Source organism: Streptomyces sp. 7R007, assembly GCF_054850255.1.
This window is the reverse complement of record NZ_JBTWMV010000026.1, coordinates 91,725-111,012: the sequence shown is the minus strand read 5'-3', so window position 1 is coordinate 111,012 and position 19,288 is coordinate 91,725. Positions and strand designations below refer to the sequence as shown.

Below are 19,288 nucleotides of genomic sequence, written 5' to 3'. Positions count from 1 at the left end.
TCCTTGGCGAGCGGCGGTCCGACGGGATCTCGTCGGTGGTTCCACGCTAGGGCGGGGGAGTGCGGGACGGCTTCTCCGATCCTGACCGACCCCGGCGCACCGGCTGGGCACACCAAGGGCGCGCCGCCGGCGGGTCACCGCGCGGCGCGCCCGAACGGGTGATCAGCCGACTGCGCGCCTGATCAACTCCTCTGCCCGCTCACGTGGAGTCGCGCTTGACCAGTTCCGTCGGCAGGATGACGGCCGCCGGGTCCTCGCCGCCGATCTGGGCGAGCAGCACCCGCACCATCTCCGCGCTGATCCGGTCCCAGGGCTGGCGGATGGTGGTGAGCTCGGGGCGCGCGGCGAGCGCGGCGGGGGAGTCGTCGAAACCGCCGACCGCCACGTCCTGCGGCACCTGGCGGCCCGCCCGCTCCAGCGCGGTCAGCACGCCCTGCGCCATGAGGTCGGAGGCGACGAACACGGCGTCCATATCCGGGGCCTGCGCGAGCAGCCGCTCGCCGCCCGCCTCCCCGCTGGCCCGGCTGTAGTCGCCCTCGACCACGAGCCGTTCGTCGAACTCCACACCCGCCTCGGCGAGCACCTCCCGGTAGCCGGCGAGCCGCTCCACACCGCCCGGCGTGTCCAGCGGCCCGGTGACCACGCCGATCCGCCGCCGGCCGAGCGAGAGCAGGTGGCGCACCATGTCCCGGGCTCCGTCGCGGTCGTCGGCGGCCACGTAACTCACCTTCGATCCCAGCCCTATCGGCTTGCCGCAGGCCACCAGCGGCACCCCCGCCGCGCGCAGTTCCTCGGCGACCGGGTCGCCCGAGTGGCTGGAGACCAGCAGCACACCGTCCACGTGACCGGCTGTGATGTACCGCGTTATGCGTCGCCGTTCGTCCTTGGTGCCCGCCAGCATCAGCAGCAACGGGATGTCGTGCGCGGCCAGCGCCTGCGTGCAACCACTGAGCAGGACGTTGAAGTTGGGGTCCTCGAAGAACCGCTCCTGGGGTTCGGTCAGCAGGAAGCCGACGGAGTCCGAACGCCCGGTGATCAGCGAGCGGGCGTGCCGGTTGACGACGTAGCCCGTCTTGCGGATCGCGGCGTTGACCGCCTCCTGGGCGGCCGGACTGACGTAGTGCCCGCCGTTGAGGACCCGCGAGACGGTGCCCCGTGAGACCCCCGCCTCGCGCGCCACGTCGTGGATCGTCGGCGGTCTGCGCCGGCCCCCCGTGTTGCTCATGGTCATGACTTTACGGCCCCGGAGAGCAGATCGAGGCTCCAGAAGCGCTGGATGACCAGGAAGAGCGCGATGAGCGGGAAGACCGCGAGGAACGCACCGGTGATCACCCCCGTGTACAGGGCCGGGGTGTTGGCGCCCTGTTCGAGCAGCGTGTACAGGCCCAGCGTGATCGGGAACTTCTCGTCGTCGCTGAGCATGATGTACGGCAGCAGGAAGTTGTTCCAGATCGCCACGAACTGGAACAGGAACACGGTCACCAGTCCCGGGATCATCATCGGCAGCGCGACCCGGGTGAAGATCCGCCACTCGCTCGCCCCGTCCATCCGCCCGGCCTCGACCACGTCGGCGGGCACGGCGGCGGCCGCGTAGATGCGCGCGAGGTAGACGCCGTAGGGCGAGAGGATCTGCGGCAGCAGCACGGACCAGTAGGAGTCCGTGAGGTCGGCCTTCGCCAGCAGCAGGTACTGCGGGACGGCGAGGATGACCGGCGGCATCAGCACGCCCGCGAGCAGGACGCTGAAGATCACCTCACGGCCGCGGAAGCGGTAGGTCGCCAGCGCGTAGCCGCTGAGGGACGACACACACGTGGACAGCAGGGCACCGAGACCGGCGTACAGGGCGGAGTTGCCCATCCACTTCCAGTACACGCCGTCGCGGTAGGAGTTGAGGTCCTTGACGTTGTCGACGAACCCCGAGCCCGGCAGGAACGTGAAGGTGGAGAACAGCTCGGTGCTCGACTTGGTGGACGCGATCACCACCCAGGCGACCGGCAGCAACATGTAGACCGCGCCGATCAACAGCGTCAATGTCGGAATCCATGCGATACGGCGGCGCAGCGGCGGACCCTGGGCGGTGCCGGGCGTGGTGCCCGCCGCCGGCGCGACCTTGCGGACGGCAAGAGAACTCATCGTGCTGCCTCCTGCTTCTGACGCCTGTTCGCGGCCCGCAGGAACCCGAAGGAGAGCAGGAGCGTGGCGAGGGCGATGATCACGGCCTCGGCGGCCGCCGAGTAGATGTCCCCCCGGTGGAAGGCGTCCTGGTACACCTTCATCAGCGGACTCCAGCTCGTGTTGACGGAGTTGGTGAGGGGCTTGAGCGTGGTCGGCTCGTTGTACACCTGGAGCGTGGCGATGATCGAGAAGAAGAAGGTCAGCACCAGCGAGGGCGCCACCATCGGGATCTTGATCCGCAGCGCGATCTGCAGCGGGGAGGCGCCGTCCAGCCGGGCCGCCTCGTACACCTCGGCCGGGATGGCCTGCAGCGAGGTGTAGATGACGATCATGTTGAAGCCGGTGCCGCCCCAGACCGCGATGTTCGACAGGGCGAGATACAGCGGGCCGCCGTCCAGGAGGTCGGGCTGCGGCAGGTGCAGCCTTTCGAGCAGGTAGTAGAAGGGACTGACGTCCGGCAGGTACAGGAAGCCCCACAGCAGCGCCGCCACGACGCCGGGGATGGCGTACGGCAGGAAGATCGCGAGCCGGGTGAAGGGGGCGAACCGCACCTTCTCCGAGTCGAGCATCAGGGCGAACAGCAGGGCGAGGCCGAGCATCACGGGGACGACGATGAGGCCGTAGCCGAGGACGCGCAGCGCGCCGTGCAGCAGCTCGCTGTCCTGGAAGGCCGCGGTGTAGTTCTCCAGGCCGGCCCAGACCTCCTTGCGGGCACCCGCGCCCAGGCCGAGCCCGGAGACGTGCACCTTGCGGAAGCTGAGCCAGACCGCGTACCCGATGGGCAGCGCGAAGAACAGCGCGAAGAGGATCGTTGCGGGAAGGAGGAAGGCGTACGGGGCCCCCTTGACCCCGTACGGCCTCCGGCGTGCGGTGCCGGTCACTGAGAGACCCCGAAGCCCTGCTTCTTGAGGTCGGCGACCGTGGCCTGCTGCATGGTGTCCAGGGCGGCGACGAAGTCCGACTTGTTCTTGGCGGCGGCGCCGAAGGCGTCGTTGAAGGTCGCGTAGGCGACGTTCACGTTCGGGCCCCAGGCCGAGGGCGCGGTGGTCTTCGCGATCTCGGCGGCCTTGGTGTAGAAGTCCGGCTGGTTGGAGAAGTACTCCGGCGGGGTCGCGAAGGCGCCGCTGGTCTGGGCGTTCGTGGCGGCCGGGTAGATGCCGCCCTCCTTGGCCAGCGCCTGCAGGGCCGTGCCGTCGGTGTTCAGCCAGGCGGCGAACTTGGCGGCGGCCGCCTTGTGCGCGGAGTCGGTGGTGACGGCGGTGGAGGAGCCGCCCCAGCTGCCGGTGACGTTCTCACCGGAGGACCACTGCGGCAGCGGCGCCATCTCCCACTTGCCCTTGGTGTCGGGCGCGGCGGTGGTCAGCGTGCCCGGCGCCCACACGGCGGAGACCCAGGCGATCTGCTTGCCGGTGTCGAGCGCCTTGTTCCAGGCCGGCGTGTACATCGGCTGGTTGTCGATGGCGCCCTCCTTGACCAGGCCGCCCCAGAACCTGGCGACCTTCTGGGTCGCCGCGTCGTTGATGCCGACCTTCCACTTGTCGCCGGAGGCCGTCCACCACTTGGCGCCGGCCTGCTGGGCCAGGCCCGCGAAGAGGCCGGAGTCGTTGGCGGAGAAGGTGGTCAGGTCCTTGTCCGGGGCCTTCTTCTTCAGCGCGCGGGCGGTCTCGGCGAACTCGTCCCAGGTGGTCGGCACCTTCAGGCCGTACTTCTTGAACAGGTCGGCGCGGTAGTAGAACATCATCGGCCCGATGTCCTGCGGGATCGCGTAGACCGCGTCCGTGCCCAGCGTGGTCTGCTGCCACACGCCCTCGGCGAACCTGCCCTTGGCGTCGCCGACGTCCTTGGAGATGTCGGCCAGCGCGTCGTTGCTGACCAGCGTCGGCAGGGCCTGGTACTCCGCCTGCACCAGATCGGGCGCCTTCTTCGCCTTGTGCGCGGTGAGGATCTTGGTGACCAGCGTGTCGCCGGACGCCTGCTTCTTCACCGTGACCGTGATCTGGTCCTTCTTGCCCGGGCCCTTGTTCCACAGGTCGACGACCTTGTCCATGCCGGGCGTCCAGGTCCAGTACGTCAGCGAGACCGGGCCGGACTCGGCCTTGCTGTCGTCGTCGGACGAACCGCAGGCGGCGAGTGCGGAGGCGCCTAGGGCGACGGCGACGGCGGACGCTGTGCAGCGACCGAACCGCGCGCGCTTCGTGTTGGGCATGGATCTCTCCCCTGACCTGGGTCCCCGCCTGGTGCGGGAACCTGCCATGCGCATCACATGAGCGGGGCCCCCGCCCGTCGCGAGGACCTGCCATGCTGCTCTGTGAGCGTTCACAGTAGAGAAACATCCCGGACACTTGTCAATGGTTGTTGCTGTGCGGTTATGTTGGGCTCACACCGCCACCGCTGTGTGTGCACGTTCCCAAATGATCGATTAAACGGGAGAGATCCATGCCGGAGACCAACCCCAGGGGCCTCACCAGGCTCGCCTTCGGTGGGGACTACAACCCCGAGCAGTGGCCGGAAGACGTCTGGCACGAGGACGTCCGGCTGATGCGGGAGGCCGGCGTCACCATGGTGAGTGTCGGGATCTTCTCCTGGGCGCTGCTGGAGCCCTCACCCGGGACGTACGACTTCGGCTGGCTCGACCGGATCGTCGACCTGCTGCACGCGAACGGCATCCGTGTCGACCTCGGCACCCCGACCGTGGCCCCGCCGGCCTGGTTCTACCGCGCCCACCCCGAGGCGCTGCCGGTGACCGCCGAGGGCGTGCGCTACGAGTTCGGCTCCCGCGCCGCCATCTGTCACAGCAACGCCGACTACCGCGCCGCCGCCGCGCGCATCACCACACGGCTCGCCGAGCGCTACGGCGACCACCCGGCCCTGGCGATGTGGCACGTGCACAACGAGTACGGCGTGCCCGTCTCGGCCTGCTACTGCGACTCCTGCGCCGCCCACTTCCGGCGCTGGCTCGAAGCGACGTACGACAGCGTCGAAGCCGTCAACGAAGCCTGGGGCACCGCCTTCTGGGGCCAGCGCTACACCGCCTTCGAGCAGATCAACCCGCCGCGCCTGACGCCGACCGTCGGCAACCCCGGCCAGGCGCTGGACTACAAGCGCTTCGCCGACGCCACCATGCGCGAGAACTTCGTGGCGGAACGCGACATCCTGCACCGCCTCTCGCCGGGGATCCCGGTGACGACCAACTTCATGACCGCCCTCAGCCAGTGCGACTCCGTCGACTACTGGGCCTGGGGCCGCGAGGTCGACCTCGTCACCAACGACCACTACCTGATCACCGACGGCCGCCGCACCCACGTCAACCTCGCCATGGCCGCCGACCTCACCCGCTCCGTCGCCGGCGGCGCTCCCTGGCTGCTGCTGGAGCACTCCACCTCGGGCGTCAACTGGCAGCCCCGCAACCCCGCCAAGGCCCCCGGCCAGATGGCCCGCAACTCCCTCGCGCACGTCGCCCGCGGCTCCGACGGCGCCATGTTCTTCCAGTGGCGCCAGTCCCGGCGCGGCGCCGAGAAGTTCCACTCGGCGATGCTCCCGCACGGCGGCACCGGCACGCGCGTGTGGCGCGAGGTCGTCGAACTGGGCGCGTCCCTGGACTCGCTGAGCACCATCCGCGGCACCCGCACCGAGGCCGACGTGGCAATGCTGTGGGACTGGCACTCCTGGTGGGCGCAGAACCTCCAGTGGCGTCCCAGCGAGGACCACGACCCGCGCGAGCGCGCCGACGCCTTCTACGAGGCCCTCTACGACCGCCACCTCACCGTCGACTTCGCCCACCCCGAAGCCGACTTGTCGAGATATCCCCTTGTCGTCGTGCCCGCCCTCTACCTGATGACGGAGGCGGCCGGGAACAACCTCAGGGAGTACGTCGCAGGCGGCGGCACCCTCGTCGTGTCGTACTTCTCCGGCATCGTCGACGAACACGACGCCGTCCACGAGGGCGCCTATCCGGGCGCGCTGCGCGACGTGCTCGGCCTGACCGTGGAGGAGTTCTCGCCCTTGCTGAAGGACCAGGCGGTACGGGTCACCGGCCCGGACGGCGCCGAGCTCAGCGGCGACGTGTGGTCCGAGTTCGTCGTGCCGCGCGGCGCCGAGACCGTGTGGACGTACGCCGACGGCCTCACCGCCGGCCACCCGGCCGTCACCCGCCACCGCCTCGGCGCGGGCACCGCCTGGTACGTCTCCACCCGCCTGGGCGCCGAGGGCCTGGACGCGCTGCTGGGCTGGGCCGCCGAGGACGCCCGGGTCGGCCCGCACGCCGACCTGCCGCGCGACGTCGAGGTGGTGCGCCGCACCGGCGACTCGGGCAGCTACCTGTTCGCGATCAACCACACCGCCACCGACGCCAAGGTGCCGCTGGACGCGCACGGCACCGAGCTGCTGACCGGGGAACGCGCCGCGGGCCGCCTCGCCGTCCCCGCGGGAGCCGTCCGGGTCGTACGACTCGACGGCTGAGCCGGCTCCCCTCCGCCCGCGCGTGCCACGAGAGCCGCGGGCGGAGGGGCTCTCCCTCCGGCGCCACCGGAGGGACACCCCCATCGGAGGGGAATCCCCCCTCCCCATTCGTCGAAGGGACGACGGACGACGATGTTCCATCCCAGACGCACCCTCAGAGCCCTGCTGCTGCCGCTCGTGGCCGGGCTCTCCCTGATCGCCCTGCCCGCCACCGCCGCGCACGCCGCGAGCACCCTCACCAACGGCGGTTTCGAGTCCGACGGCGCGGGCGTGGCCACCCCCGCCGGCTGGTCCGAGTACGGCGACACCGGCGCCTCGTACACCGAGTCCGGCGGTCACGGCGGGAGCTACCGCCTCTCGCACTACTCGGCCTCCGCCTACAAGGTGGAGACGTACCAGTACCTGCCGGGGCTGACCAACGGCAGCTACACGCTCACCGCGTGGGTGCGCTCCAGCGGTGGCCAGAACTCCGCGTACATAGCCCTGAGGAACTGCGGCAGCTCCGAGCAGCGCACCGATCTGCCGGTGTCCACCACCAGCTGGGTCCGTATCGTCACGTCGATCAAGGTGACCAACAACCAGTGCACCGTCAGCATCAACAGTGACGCGAACGCGGGCAACTGGATCAATGTTGACGACCTGACCTTCGCCTCTGGATCAACAGGACTGTCGATCAAGGGTGCCGACATCTCCTCCCTTGCCAAGAGCGAGGCCCTGGGCGGCGTCTACAAGACCAGCTCCGGCACCACCGGCGACGCGGTCACCATCCTGAAGAACGCCGGCATGAACTACGCGCGCCTGAAGGTCTGGGTCAACCCGGCCGACGGCTACAACAACAAGACGCGCGTGCTGGCCATGGCCAAGCGCGTCAAGGCGGCCGGCATGAAGCTGCTGGTCGACTTCCACTACTCGGACACCTGGGCCGATCCCGGCAAGCAGACCAAGCCCGCCGCCTGGTCGAGCCACACCTACAGCCAGCTCAAGACGGACGTGTACAACCACACGTACGACGTGCTGAACGCGTTGAAGGCGCAGGGCACCACCGCCGACATGGTCCAGGTCGGCAACGAGATCAACGCGGGCATCCTGTGGTCCGAGGGCTCCACGGACAACTGGTCGCAGCTGGCGGGCCTGCTCAACTCCGGCTACAGCGCGGTCAAGGCGGTCTCCTCGGGCACGCAGGTGGCGCTGCACCTGGCCAACGCCGGCGACGACGCGACGGTGCGCTGGTGGTTCGACAACGCCAAGACGTACGGCATCAGCTACGACGTGATCGGGCTGTCGTACTACGGCTACTGGCACGGCTCGCTCGCCGCCGCGCAGACCACCCTCGACGACGTGGTCTCCCGCTACGGCAAGCCCGTCTTCGTCGCCGAGACGGCCTACCCGTTCACCCTGGCCCAGGACGACTCGCTGGAGAACCAGATCGACACCTCCAGTGAGCTGGTCACCGGCTACCCGGCCACCCAGGCAGGTCAGCTGGCGTGGATGAACGCGGTCGCGAGCATCGTCGAGGCCGTCCCGGGCAACAAGGGACTCGGCGTCTTCTACTGGGAGGCGACCTGGACCGCGGTCACCGGCAACGGCTGGGACCCGGCCGACGCCACCTCCGGCAACGGCTGGGAGAACCAGGCCCTGTTCGACTACAGCGACAGGGCCACCTCGGCCATGAGCTGGTTCAGCCATCGCTGAACCGAGGGGGAGGGCCCGGCCGCAGGGGAGCGGCCGGGCCCTCGTACATCCGGGAACAGAGTCCGACAGGCCCCGGACGAGGGGCCGTTCGGTACCGGACAAGGGTCGGCGAGTACCGGACAGGGCGGTCTGTCCCGCGGGACAGTGGGCAGACGGTGTGTGACGCCGTGTGTGGTGGACCGGCCCAAGGGGGCGAGATGCTGAGGACTCCCGTCAGCGAGAGGCGTCTGGACATCCTGGAGTGGCTCAAGGACCCGGCCGCCCACTTCCCGCCGCAGCGGCACGCGGATCCCGTCGAGGACGGCGTCACCGCGGACGCCGTGGCGGCCAAGCTCGGAGTGCCGCGCGCGGTCGCCGACACCCACCTCGGCCTGCTCAGGGACCTCGGTCTGCTGCGCGCCACACGCATCCGGCTGCGCACGTACTACCGGCGCGACGAGATGCGGATCGCCGAGGTGGCGCGCATGTTCGAAAAGGGCTGGTAGCGGCCGCGGGGAAGTGACGGCCCAAAGGCCACGCCCGCTCGCCCGCAGGGAGTGGAGCGGGCGGCTCCCCGGCCACACCGGCCGGCCGTCACAAGGCGTCGGCCCATCCGGCACGCCCGCTCGGCCGTCACAAGGTGCCGGCTAGTCCGGCACGCCCGGCGACGCCCCGTCCGCGGCCGCCGCCCGTCCCGCGTCCTGCCGCGCCGGTTCCTCCACCTCGCCGAACCGCTCGCACAGCAGCCGTCCCAGCAGCGCGCCGCCGAACACCACGAACCCCACGCCCACCAGCCAGCACTCCACCACCAGAACGGTGCCGACGGGACCGTAACTGATCGCATTGGTGACCAGCAGCGGGGTGAAGACCAGGTACGAGAACCAGCGCAGGCCCACCAGACCGGCCATGGTGGCGAGGGCGCCGGGGAGCAGATCACGCCAGCGCACCTCGCTGTTGAGCAGGAAGTGCGGCCCCCACCAGAAGAAGACCAGGCCGACGGCCATGCTGAGCGGGATGCGGGCCGACCCCTGCAGCACGTTGCGGGTCTGTACCTGCGCGTACAGGTAGACCATCAGCATGACCAGCCAGACCGTCTGCCGCCAGATCCGGTGCCAGGGACCGGTGGACGGCCGCCACACCCGCTCGTAGCCGTTCTGCACGCTCGACGCGAAGGACAGGCCGAACACCGCCAGCAGCGCCACGCTCAGCGCGCTCGTGGTGCTGACCACCTTGCGGGGCGGACTGAAGACATGGGAGAGGGCCTGCGCCGAGCGGCCCGACAGGTCCATGCCGTCCACCAGCCACAGCGCGAACCCACCGTGCCCGAGCGGATCCGCGGCCGCGATCACGATCAGCAACGGAGCCAGCGTGACCAGGGCGAGCGTCGCGAACCCCATGGCCCGGTGCAGCAACTCCAGCTCCCTGCCCCGCCGGTGGAGCTCCGCGAGCCCCAGTCGGTGCCACACCGTGCACGGCCAGGAGTCCCGCACGCTCAACGCGGCCGCCGTACGGGACGGGCCCCTCTGCCGGGGCGGCCGGCGCGCTCCGGGCGCGGACAGGTCATGGGACCACCTCTTTCGACTCCTGCTGTTCGACTCCTGCCCCGTCTGACCGAGTGGCCAGGGGAGTACCTCGCAAACCGGACCGGTGGCGCCGCACGCCCCACCGGGGTACACGCCCTGCCAGGATGGACCCTGCCGACAGCGAAGGGGAGGCTTCCATGGACCGTCCCACCGAAACGGACCATTCCGCCGAAACGGACCGTCCCGCGGCGCTCGTCCCGCGCCGGTACGTCGCCCTCGGCGGCCGCGGCCCCGAGGACGTGGTCGCCGACGCCCGGGGCCGGGTGCTCACCGGCATCGAGGACGGCCGCATCCTGCGCGTCGACGGTCTGGCCGAGCCCTCGGCCGCCCGCGTCGAGGTGCTCGCCGAGACCGGCGGACGGCCGCTGGGCCTCGAACTCCTCGGCGAGGACGCCCTGTTGGTGTGCGACGCCGAGCTCGGTCTGCTGCGCGTCGGCCTCGACGACGGCATCGTGCGCATCCTGGCCGACTCGGTGGCGGGGGAGCGGCTGCGGTTCTGCAGCAACGTGGTCGCCCTGTCCGACGGAAGCGTCTGCTTCACCGTCTCCAGCCGCCTCTACCCCCTGGAGCACTGGATCGGCGACATCGTCGAACACACCGGAACGGGCCGCCTGCTGCGCCTCGCCCCCGGCAGCGAGACCCCCGAAGTACTCCTGGAGGGGCTGCAGTTCGCCAACGGTCTCGCCGTGAGCGCCGACGAGTCCTTCCTGGTCGTCGCCGAGACCGGCGCCTGCCGGCTCACCCGCTACTGGCTCACCGGAGCCAGGGCCGGGCGCGGCGAGCCCTTCGTGGAGGACCTCCCCGGCATGCCCGACAACATCTGGCGCGGCGCCCCCGACGGACCGATCTGGGTCTCCCTGGCCGGCCCCCGCGTCCCGCCCCTGGACCTGCTGCACGCCGCCGCCCCCGCCGTCCGCCGCACCGCCGCCCGGATCGCCGTACGCGCCCCCTGGCGCCCCACCGGGACCATCGGCGTCCTCGCCGTCGACGACCAGGGGGCCACCGTCCACCACCTCACCCGCCGCCGCTCCGGCTTCCGCATGGTCACCAGCGTCTGCGAGGCCGCCGGCCACCTGGTGCTGGGCAGCCTGTGGGAGCGGGGCATCGCCCTGTGCGAGGCACCGGGACCGAAGTGACCGGCGTGCGCGGCGGGCGCTACCCTGGTGCCCGGCCGCGATCACTCTCGCGGCGCGGCGGTGGGGCCCGCCGTACCCGAACCGCGGCTGTCGGTGCCGCCAACGGTCCCTACTTGCGAAGGAGCGGCGCCCGCATGCCCGGGCCCCGGCGAGTAGGAGACGTACGACCATGACAGCCCCGGAAGCCGAGAGCCTGCGCGCCCGCCCGCGCGCCCCCCGGACCGCGGCCTGGCGCGCCCAGGTCCCCGTCGTGGCGGTGGTCGCGCTCGGCGGAGCCGTCGGCGCCTCGGCCCGCTACGCGGCCTCGCGGTGGTGGCCCACCCCGCCGGGCGGATTCCCCTGGACGACCTTCTGGACCAACGTCGTCGGCTGCGCGGTCATCGGCGTGTTCATGGTGGTCATCACCGACGTGTGGGCCGCCCACCGCCTGGTGCGTCCCTTCTTCGGCACCGGCGTGCTCGGCGGCTTCACGACCTTCTCGACCTACGCCGTCGACATCCAGCGGCTGGTCGACGCCGGCCATCCCCGCACGGGGCTGGCCTACCTCGCCGCGACCCTGCTCGCGGCCCTCACGGCGGTGTGGCTCGCGGTGAGCGCGGCCCGCCGCGTTTTGAAGTGGAGGCAGCCATGACGAGGCTGACCGGCAGCGCGCTGCGCGTGACCGTCTTCATCGGCGAGAACGACACCCACCGCCACAAGCCGCTGTACTCGGAGATCGTCCACCGCGCCCACGCGGCCGGCCTCGCCGGTGCCAGCGTCTTCCGGGGCATCGAGGGCTTCGGCGCCTCCTCCCTGATCCACACCTCGCGGCTGCTGTCGCTGAGTGAGGACCTGCCCGTCGCCATCGTCATCGTCGACACCGAGGAGCGGGTGCGCGCCTTCCTGCCGCAGCTCGACGAACTCGTCACCGAGGGCCTGGTGATCCTCGACGACTGCGAGGTCATCCGGTACGTCGGCCGTGAACCGGACCCGGCCCAGACGCACGCGAAGGGTAAGAAGTCGTTGTGAACTGGCTGTTGGTCGTCGCCGGTGCCATGGTCGGCGCCCCGCTGCGCTATCTCACCGACCGCGCGGTGCAGTCCCGGCACGACTCCGTCTTCCCCTGGGGCACCTTCGCGGTGAACGTCACCGGCAGCCTGATCCTCGGCCTGCTGACCGGCGCGGTGGCCGCCGGCGCCGCCGGGTCCTCCCTGCAACTGCTGCTCGGGACCGGGCTGTGCGGGGCCCTGACGACGTACTCGACCTTCTCGTACGAGACCCTGAGGCTGACCGAGACCGGCGCCGGCCTCTACGCTGCCGCCAACGTCGTCGGGAGCGTGATGGCGGGCCTCGGTGCCGCGTTCGCCGGGGTCTCGATCGCCCAGGCGCTGTGGGTGTAGGTATCCCGATCGCACCCGCGCGTAGTAAGACTGTCCACAGCACTACTGTCTACAGCACTGTCGACCAACTCCTCAGAACTGGATCCCATGAGCGTCATCAACGTCGGCCAGGCCGCCGTACTCGGAGTCGTCGAGGGACTGACCGAGTTCCTGCCCGTCTCCTCCACCGGACATCTGAAGATCACCGAGGGGCTCATGAACATCCCCGTCGACGACGACGCCGTCGTCGGCTTCTCGGCCGTGATCCAGGTCGGTGCGATCGCCGCCGTGCTCCTGTACTTCTTCAAGGACATCGTGCGGATCGTCTCGGCCTGGGGGAGGGGGCTGGTCAACAAGAACGAGCGGTACCACCACGACTACAAGTTCGCCTGGTGGGTGATCTACGCGACCATCCCGATCGTGCTGGTGGGCCTGGCCGCCAAGCCGGTCATCGAGGGACCGCTCGCCTCCCTGTGGGTGGTCGCGGGCTCCTTGATCGTCGGCAGTGGTGTGATGTGGGCGGCCGACCAGATGGGCCGGCACAAGCGCGGTGAGGACGACACCTCGTTCAAGGATGCGATGCTGGTGGGCAGCTCGCAGATCCTCGCACTGCTCTTCCCCGGCTTCTCCCGCTCCGGCGCCACCATGTCCACGGCCCTCATCCTCGACCTGGACCGCGTCGCCGCCACTCGCCTGTCCTTCTTCCTCGGCATCCCGGCCCTCACCGGCGCCGGCCTGTACGAGCTCAAGGACGCCCTGGGTGCGGGCGTGGGCGCCGCGCCGCTCGCGGTCGGCACGATCGTCTCCTTCGTCGTCGCCTACGCCTCGATCGCCTGGCTGCTGAAGTTCGTCGCCAAGCACTCCTTCAACGCCTTCGTGATCTACCGGATCGTCGTGGGCCTGCTCCTGTTCGGGCTGCTGGCCACGGGCACGCTGAACAGCTGACCGCGGCGGGGCGCGAGGCCGCACGTGGCCCTCGCGCCCCGCATCCCGCCCTCGCCCCTTGACATCCCCCGTACGTCACCCGGAGGATCGCTCCCGTGAACCTGTCAGACAGCAAGACAGCCAGTCAGGGTCCGCGGCGTGTGAGCGCCATGGAAGCGGTCCTGGGGCATCTGCGCGCCGCCATCGAGAACGGCGAGTACGCCGTGGGGGACAAGCTGCCCTCCGAGGCGGAGCTGTGCCGCACGCTGGAGGTCAGCCGGCCCGTGCTGCGCGAGGCCCTCCGGGCGCTGCAGACGATGGGCCTGACCGTCTCCAAGACGGGCAAGGGCACGTTCGTCGTCGCCAACACGGTGGAGGACCCCACCTTCGGCGACTACGCGGCCAGTGACCTGCTGGAGGTGCGCCGGCACGTCGAGATCCCGGTGGCGGGATACGCGGCGAACCGCCGTACGCCCGAGGACCTCGACCACCTGAGCCACCTGCTGGAGCGGATGGAGCGCGAGACCGACACCACCTCCTGGGTCGCCCTCGACACGCTCTTCCACCTCGCCGTCGCCCAGGCCGCCCAGAACCCGGTCTTCCGCCGGGTCATCGAGGAGATCCGTGACGCACTGGCGCGTCAGTCGGCCTTCCTCAACGAACTGGGCGGACGCCGCGAGCAGTCCAACCGCGAGCACCGGGCGATCGTCGAGGCGCTGGTCGACGGTTCCGAGCGCGACGCAGTGGAGGCCATGGCCCACCACCTCGACCGCGTCGAGACGACCCTCACCGACATCGTGCGCCCCGCGCGCACGGACACCCCCACGGAAGGCGGACCCGAGGCGTGAGCGAGCAAGGCCTGCACGACGGTGTGCAGAAACGTTCCGGCCATGTCGACGCCGGAGACGCGGGCTACAGCAAGGGCCTGAAGTCCCGGCACGTCAACATGATCGCCATCGGCGGGGCCATCGGCACCGGCCTCTTCCTCGGCGCCGGCGGACGCCTGGCCGACGCCGGTCCCTCCCTCTTCGTGGCGTACGCCGTCTGCGGCGTCTTCGCCTTCCTGGTCGTGCGCGCCCTCGGCGAACTCGTCCTGTACCGGCCCTCGTCCGGCGCCTTCGTGTCCTACGCCCGCGAGTTCCTGGGCGAGAAGGGCGCGTACACCGCGGGCTGGATGTACTTCCTGAACTGGGCCACCACCGGTATCGCCGACATCACCGCGGTGGCCACGTACACGCACTACTGGGGCATGTTCTCCGACATCCCGCAATGGTTGATCGCATTGATCGCCCTCGCCGTCGTGTTGACCGTCAATCTGATCTCGGTCAAGATCTTCGGCGAACTGGAGTTCTGGTTCGCGATCGTCAAGGTCAGCGCGCTGGTGATCTTCATGTGCATCGGCATCTTCCTGCTGGTCACGCAGCACCCCGTCGACGGCGCCGCCCCCGGCCCCGCCCTGATCACCGGCAACGGCGGCGTCTTCCCCAACGGCCTGCTGCCCATGCTGCTGATCATCCAGGGCGTCGTCTTCGCCTACGCCTCCGTCGAACTGGTCGGCGTCGCCGCCGGCGAGACCGAGAACCCCGAGAAGATCATGCCGAAGGCGATCAACTCGATCATGTGGCGTGTGGGCCTGTTCTACGTCGGCTCGGTCGTCCTGCTGTCGATGCTGCTGCCCTGGAACAAGTACAGCGCCGCCGAGAGCCCCTTCGTGACCGTGTTCTCCCACATCGGTATCCCGGCGGCCGGCGGCGTGATGAACCTCGTCGTCCTCACCGCGGCCATGTCCTCGCTCAACTCCGGCCTGTACTCCACCGGCCGCATCCTGCGCTCCATGGCGATGAGCGGCTCCGCGCCGGCGTTCACCGCCCGGATGAGCCGCAGCCAGGTCCCCTTCGGCGGAATCCTGCTGACCAGCGGCATCTGTGTGCTCGGCGTCGGTCTCAACTTCGTCGTCCCCGCGGACGCCTTCGAGATCGTGCTGAACTTCGCCGCGATCGGCATCCTCTCCACCTGGGGCATGATCATGATCTGTCACCTCGTCTTCTGGCAGAAGACCCAGCGGGGCGAGCTGTCCCGCCCCGGCTACCGGCTGCCGGGCTCCCCCTGGACCGAGGTCGTGACGCTGGCCTTCCTCGTCTCCGTCCTGGTCCTCATGTACGCCGACGGAGGCGCCGGCCGCACCACCGTGCTGTGCCTGCCGCTGATCGTCGGCGCCCTGGTCGGCGGATGGTTCGCCGTCCGCGGCCGGGTCGGACGCCGGACCCCCGAGACCGAACCCACCACCGAGGCGGGCGCGTGACCCGCGCGCCGCTCCCCGACAAGAGGCAGTGATGTTCAGCAGTTCCGTCGCGGACGCACCCCAGATCCGCGAGCCCCTCCACGCCCCCGTCGCCCACCTGATACGCGCCGGGGTCGTCGAGGGCGTCCACTACGGCTCCGTCGTGGTCCTCGGCCCGCACGGGGACGTCTCCTTCCAGCTCGGCGACATCGAGGCCGCCTTCTATCCGCGCTCGGCGCTCAAGCCCGTCCAGGCCGTCGCCATGGTCCGGGCCGGCCTCCCGCTCGACGGCGAGCTCCTCTCGCTCGCCGCGGCCAGCCACTCCGGCGAGGAACGCCACCTCGCCGGGGCCCGGCGCATCCTCGAACTCGCCGGGCTCACCGAGGACCACCTGCGCAACGTCCCCGACATGCCGTTCGACCCGGTCGTGCGGGACGCCTGGGTGCGGGAGGGCCGCATGCCCTCCCGGCTCGCGCAGAACTGCTCCGGCAAGCACGCGGCGATGCTCTCCACGTGCGTGCTCAACGACTGGCCGCTGGAGGACTACCTCGACCCCGCGCACCCGCTTCAGCAGGCGATCGCCGAGATCGTCGAGGACCTGACGGGGCAGCGCATCGCCCGGGTGACCGTCGACGGGTGCGGCGCGCCGCTGTTCTCGGTCTCCCTGCACGGTCTCGCCCGGGCCGCCGCGCGGATCACCACGGCCGCCGAGGGCACGCCCGAGGCGCGCGTCGCCGACGCGATGCGCGAGCACGCCGAGATGGCCTCCGGCTCCGGACGCGACGTCGCCGCGCTGATGCGCGCCGTGCCGGGGCTGCTCGCCAAGGACGGCTTCGAGGGCGTCGAGGTGGCCGCGCTGCCGGACGGGCGGGCGGTCGCCGTGAAGATCGCCGACGGGGCGAACCGGGCGCGGATTCCCGTGACAGCGGCGGCGCTGGCGCGCGCCGGCGTCGATCCCGCGCTGCTCGTCGAGTTCCAGGGGGAGGCACTGCTCGGGGGCGGGCGTGCGGTCGGGTGTGTGCGGCCGGTCCGGTCGCTGGATCCGGTCGTGGTGCCCGCCTGCGCCTGAGAACGTGCCGGACTCGCTGTTCGGCGGCTGCGGGCCGGATGTGGCCGGTCGCGCGGTTCCCCGCGCCCCTGAAAGGGGCGCATCACCCTCACCCCTTCCCGAAAGAGGACCCGTACCCTCATGACCACCGCCGTCACCCGCAGCGAACACGACCTGCTCGGCGACCGTGACGTTCCGGCCGACGCCTACTGGGGCGTGCACACCCTGCGCGCCACCGAGAACTTCCCCATCACCGGGACCCCGATCTCCGCCTATCCGCATCTGATCGACGCCCTCGCCGCCGTCAAGGAAGCGGCCGCGCTCGCCAACGAGGAGCTGGGGCTGCTGGCGCCCCGCAAGGCGGCCGCGATCGTCGAGGCATGCCGGGAGATCCGCGACGGCAAGCTGCACGACCAGTTCGTCGTCGACGTCGTCCAGGGCGGCGCCGGCACCTCGACGAACATGAACGCCAACGAGGTCGTCGCCAACCGGGCGCTGGAGCTGATGGGACACGCCAAGGGGGAGTACCGGTACCTGCATCCCAACGAGGACGTCAACCTCGGTCAGTCAACCAACGACGTGTATCCCACGGCCGTCAAGATAGCGACGGTGTTCGCGGTGCGCGGGTTGCTCAAGGCGATGTCCGTACTTCAGGACGCCTTCGCCCGCAAGGCCGTCGAGTTCCGCAACGTGCTCAAGATGGGCCGTACACAGTTGCAGGACGCGGTACCGATGACGCTCGGTCAAGAGTTCTCCGCGTACGCCGTCATGATTGACGAGGATCGCAGCCGACTTGACGAGGCCGTCGAGTTGATCCACGAGATCAACCTGGGTGCCACGGCCATCGGCACCGGACTCAACGCCCCCGCCGGCTACGCCGAATCGGCCCGCCGCCACCTCGCCGGGATCACCGGCCTGCCGCTGGTCACCGCCGCCAACCTGGTCGAGGCCACCCAGGACTGCGGCGCGTTCGTCCAGATGTCCGGCGTGCTCAAGCGGATCGCCGTCAAGCTCTCGAAGAGCTGCAACGACCTGCGGCTGCTGTCGTCCGGGCCGCGGGCGGGCCTGGGCGAGATCAACCTGCCGCCGGTGCAGGCCGGTTCCAGCATCATGCCCGGCAAGGTCAACCCCGTGATTCCCGAGGTCGTCAACCAGGTCGCCTTCGAGGTGATCGGCAACGACGTGACCATCACCATGGCCGCCGAGGCCGGGCAGCTCCAGCTCAACGCCTTCGAGCCGATCATCCTGCACTCCCTGTCGGAGAGCATCACGCATCTGCGCAACGCCTGCCTGACCCTCGCCGAGCGCTGCGTCTCGGGCATCACCGCCAACACCGACGCGCTGCGCGCCACGGTCGAGAACTCCATCGGCCTGGTCACCGCGCTCAACCCGCACATCGGGTACACGGCCGCCACCGACATCGCCAAGGAGGCCCTCGCCACCGGCCGCGGGGTCGCCGAACTCGTCCTGGAGAAGGGCCTGTTGCCGGCCGAGCGGCTCGCCGACCTGCTGCGGCCGGAGGTCGTCGCGGGCAGCGGGCAGGCCCTCGCCTGACCTGCGGCGCGGCATCCGGACCGGCGGGAAGGCACAATAGTGATCATGACAACGACGTCGTCCCTCACCTTCCAGCCGGTCCTGGAGCGCATCGCCGAGGAGATCGCGCGGACCCCGGGCCGCGGCCGTCCCGCCGACTACATCCCGGCGCTCGCGGCCTGCGACCCCCGCCGCTTCGGCATGGCCGTCGCCGAGCTGGACGGCACGGTGTACGGGGTCGGGGACTGGCGTGAGCCGTTCTCCACGCAGTCCGTCACCAAGGTCTTCACCCTCGCCCTCGACCTGGCCCGCGAGGGCGACACCCTGTGGGAGCACGTCGGCCGCGAGCCCTCCGGCAACCCCTTCAACTCCCTCGTCCAGCTGGAGTACGAGAGCGGCATCCCGCGCAACCCGTTCATCAACGCGGGCGCCCTGGTCGTCACCGACCGCCTGCACACCCGTACCGGCGACGCCGCCGGCGAACTGCTGGGCTTCCTGCGCACCGAGAGCGGCAACCCGGCCCTCGACTTCGACCAGGACGTCGCCGCCTCGGAGTCCGCGCACGGCGACCGCAACGCCGCGCTGGCCCACTTCATGGCCTCCTACGGCAACATCGGCAACCCCGTGCCGGTCCTGCTCGACCAGTACTTCCGCCAGTGCTCCATCACCGCCTCCTGCGCCGACCTCGCCCTCGCCACCGGCTTCCTGGCCCGGCACGGCATCCGCGCCGACGGCACCCGGCTGCTCACCCGCAGCCAGGCCAAGCAGGTCAACGCGGTCATGCTGACCTGCGGGACGTACGACGCGGCCGGCGACTTCGCCTACCGCGTCGGCCTGCCCGGCAAGAGCGGCGTCGGCGGCGGCATCATCGCCGTCGTACCCGGCCGGTGCACCCTGTGCGTGTGGAGTCCCGGCCTCGACGAGCGCGGCAACTCGGTGGCCGGGGTCGCCGCACTGGACCGCTTCACGACACTGACGGGGCTGTCGGTGTTCTGAGCCCACGCCGGTCGTTTCGAACCCACGCCGGTCGTTTCGAACCCGCGGCGGTCGTATCGAACCTACGGCGGTCGTATCCGAACACACGCCGGTCACACGCACGCCCACGCCGGGTGGGCGGCACG

The 19,288-nt window shown here is 70.5% G+C and carries 18 protein-coding genes; 13 read left to right on the top strand and 5 right to left on the bottom strand.

What is annotated here, in order from left to right; translation table 11 throughout:
- Window positions 1-199 precede the first annotated feature (199 nt).
- From ACYF6T_RS29410 to ACYF6T_RS29395, 4 genes are read right to left on the bottom strand one after another with little or no spacing between them, the layout of a single operon-like run.
- A complete protein-coding gene (locus tag ACYF6T_RS29410; protein WP_461700219.1) occupies window positions 200-1,231 on the bottom strand; it encodes a LacI family DNA-binding transcriptional regulator in 1,032 nt (343 codons plus the stop codon).
- Window positions 1,228-2,133 (bottom strand): carbohydrate ABC transporter permease, encoded by a 906-nt coding sequence (locus tag ACYF6T_RS29405; protein ID WP_461700218.1) that lies wholly within the window; start codon window positions 2,131-2,133, stop codon window positions 1,228-1,230. Before ACYF6T_RS29405 ends, ACYF6T_RS29410 begins: the two co-directional genes overlap by 4 nt.
- Complete coding sequence (locus ACYF6T_RS29400) at window positions 2,130-3,056, bottom strand: carbohydrate ABC transporter permease (RefSeq protein ID WP_461700216.1); 927 nt, start codon at window positions 3,054-3,056, stop codon at window positions 2,130-2,132. Before ACYF6T_RS29400 ends, ACYF6T_RS29405 begins: the two co-directional genes overlap by 4 nt.
- Window positions 3,053-4,381 carry an ABC transporter substrate-binding protein gene (locus tag ACYF6T_RS29395; RefSeq protein ID WP_461700214.1) on the bottom strand — a complete coding sequence of 443 codons (1,329 nt, stop codon included), beginning with the start codon at window positions 4,379-4,381 and terminating at the stop codon, window positions 3,053-3,055. The genes ACYF6T_RS29400 and ACYF6T_RS29395 overlap by 4 nt, the downstream gene beginning before the upstream one ends.
- Window positions 4,382-4,611: 230 nt before the next feature.
- Here ACYF6T_RS29395 and ACYF6T_RS29390 point away from each other — a divergent pair, with 230 nt between their 5' ends.
- The 3 genes from ACYF6T_RS29390 to ACYF6T_RS29380 all read left to right on the top strand — a co-directional run bounded on the left by ACYF6T_RS29390 (window position 4,612) and on the right by ACYF6T_RS29380 (window position 8,810).
- Complete coding sequence (locus tag ACYF6T_RS29390) at window positions 4,612-6,633, top strand: beta-galactosidase (protein ID WP_461700212.1); 2,022 nt, start codon at window positions 4,612-4,614, stop codon at window positions 6,631-6,633.
- A 132-nt stretch (window positions 6,634-6,765) separates the two neighbouring features.
- Window positions 6,766-8,325, top strand: coding sequence for a glycosyl hydrolase 53 family protein (locus ACYF6T_RS29385; RefSeq protein ID WP_461700211.1), 1,560 nt, complete (start codon window positions 6,766-6,768; stop codon window positions 8,323-8,325).
- Window positions 8,326-8,522: 197 nt separating this feature from the next.
- The gene (locus tag ACYF6T_RS29380) at window positions 8,523-8,810 is read left to right on the top strand and encodes an ArsR family transcriptional regulator (protein ID WP_461700209.1); all 288 of its coding nucleotides are present in this window, start codon (window positions 8,523-8,525) and stop codon (window positions 8,808-8,810) included.
- Window positions 8,811-8,951: 141 nt separating this feature from the next.
- Here ACYF6T_RS29380 and ACYF6T_RS29375 read toward each other — a convergent pair whose 3' ends face one another.
- Window positions 8,952-9,800: a ribonuclease BN gene (locus ACYF6T_RS29375; RefSeq protein ID WP_461700208.1), complete on the bottom strand. Its 849-nt coding sequence runs from the start codon at window positions 9,798-9,800 to the stop codon at window positions 8,952-8,954.
- Window positions 9,801-10,024: 224 nt separating this feature from the next.
- Here ACYF6T_RS29375 and ACYF6T_RS29370 point away from each other — a divergent pair, with 224 nt between their 5' ends.
- From ACYF6T_RS29370 to ACYF6T_RS29325, 10 genes are all read left to right on the top strand, one after another.
- Window positions 10,025-11,023: an SMP-30/gluconolactonase/LRE family protein gene (locus ACYF6T_RS29370; RefSeq protein WP_461700207.1), complete on the top strand. Its 999-nt coding sequence runs from the start codon at window positions 10,025-10,027 to the stop codon at window positions 11,021-11,023.
- 169 nt (window positions 11,024-11,192) lie between these two features.
- On the top strand, window positions 11,193-11,654 hold the full coding sequence (gene crcB / locus ACYF6T_RS29365) for a fluoride efflux transporter CrcB (RefSeq protein WP_461700206.1): 462 nt from the start codon (window positions 11,193-11,195) through the stop codon (window positions 11,652-11,654).
- Entirely contained in the window at window positions 11,651-12,031 is a 381-nt protein-coding gene (locus tag ACYF6T_RS29360; protein WP_461700204.1) for a DUF190 domain-containing protein, read from the top strand. Before crcB (ACYF6T_RS29365) ends, ACYF6T_RS29360 begins: the two co-directional genes overlap by 4 nt.
- Window positions 12,028-12,402 carry a fluoride efflux transporter CrcB gene (gene crcB / locus ACYF6T_RS29355; protein ID WP_461700202.1) on the top strand — a complete coding sequence of 125 codons (375 nt, stop codon included), beginning with the start codon at window positions 12,028-12,030 and terminating at the stop codon, window positions 12,400-12,402. Before ACYF6T_RS29360 ends, crcB (ACYF6T_RS29355) begins: the two co-directional genes overlap by 4 nt.
- Window positions 12,403-12,489: 87 nt before the next feature.
- Window positions 12,490-13,326: an undecaprenyl-diphosphate phosphatase gene (locus ACYF6T_RS29350; RefSeq protein WP_461700201.1), complete on the top strand. Its 837-nt coding sequence runs from the start codon at window positions 12,490-12,492 to the stop codon at window positions 13,324-13,326.
- Window positions 13,327-13,475: 149 nt separating this feature from the next.
- Window positions 13,476-14,153, top strand: coding sequence for a FadR/GntR family transcriptional regulator (locus tag ACYF6T_RS29345; RefSeq protein WP_461700235.1), 678 nt, complete (start codon window positions 13,476-13,478; stop codon window positions 14,151-14,153).
- Entirely contained in the window at window positions 14,150-15,607 is a 1,458-nt protein-coding gene (locus tag ACYF6T_RS29340) for an amino acid permease (RefSeq protein WP_461700200.1), read from the top strand. The genes ACYF6T_RS29345 and ACYF6T_RS29340 overlap by 4 nt, the downstream gene beginning before the upstream one ends.
- Window positions 15,608-15,638: 31 nt before the next feature.
- Window positions 15,639-16,655, top strand: coding sequence for an asparaginase (locus ACYF6T_RS29335; protein WP_461700199.1), 1,017 nt, complete (start codon window positions 15,639-15,641; stop codon window positions 16,653-16,655).
- A gap of 120 nt (window positions 16,656-16,775) precedes the next feature.
- Window positions 16,776-18,188, top strand: coding sequence for an aspartate ammonia-lyase (gene aspA / locus ACYF6T_RS29330; RefSeq protein WP_461700197.1), 1,413 nt, complete (start codon window positions 16,776-16,778; stop codon window positions 18,186-18,188).
- 45 nt (window positions 18,189-18,233) lie between these two features.
- On the top strand, window positions 18,234-19,163 hold the full coding sequence (locus ACYF6T_RS29325; RefSeq protein WP_461700195.1) for a glutaminase: 930 nt from the start codon (window positions 18,234-18,236) through the stop codon (window positions 19,161-19,163).
- The last annotated feature ends 125 nt before the right edge of the window (window positions 19,164-19,288 follow it).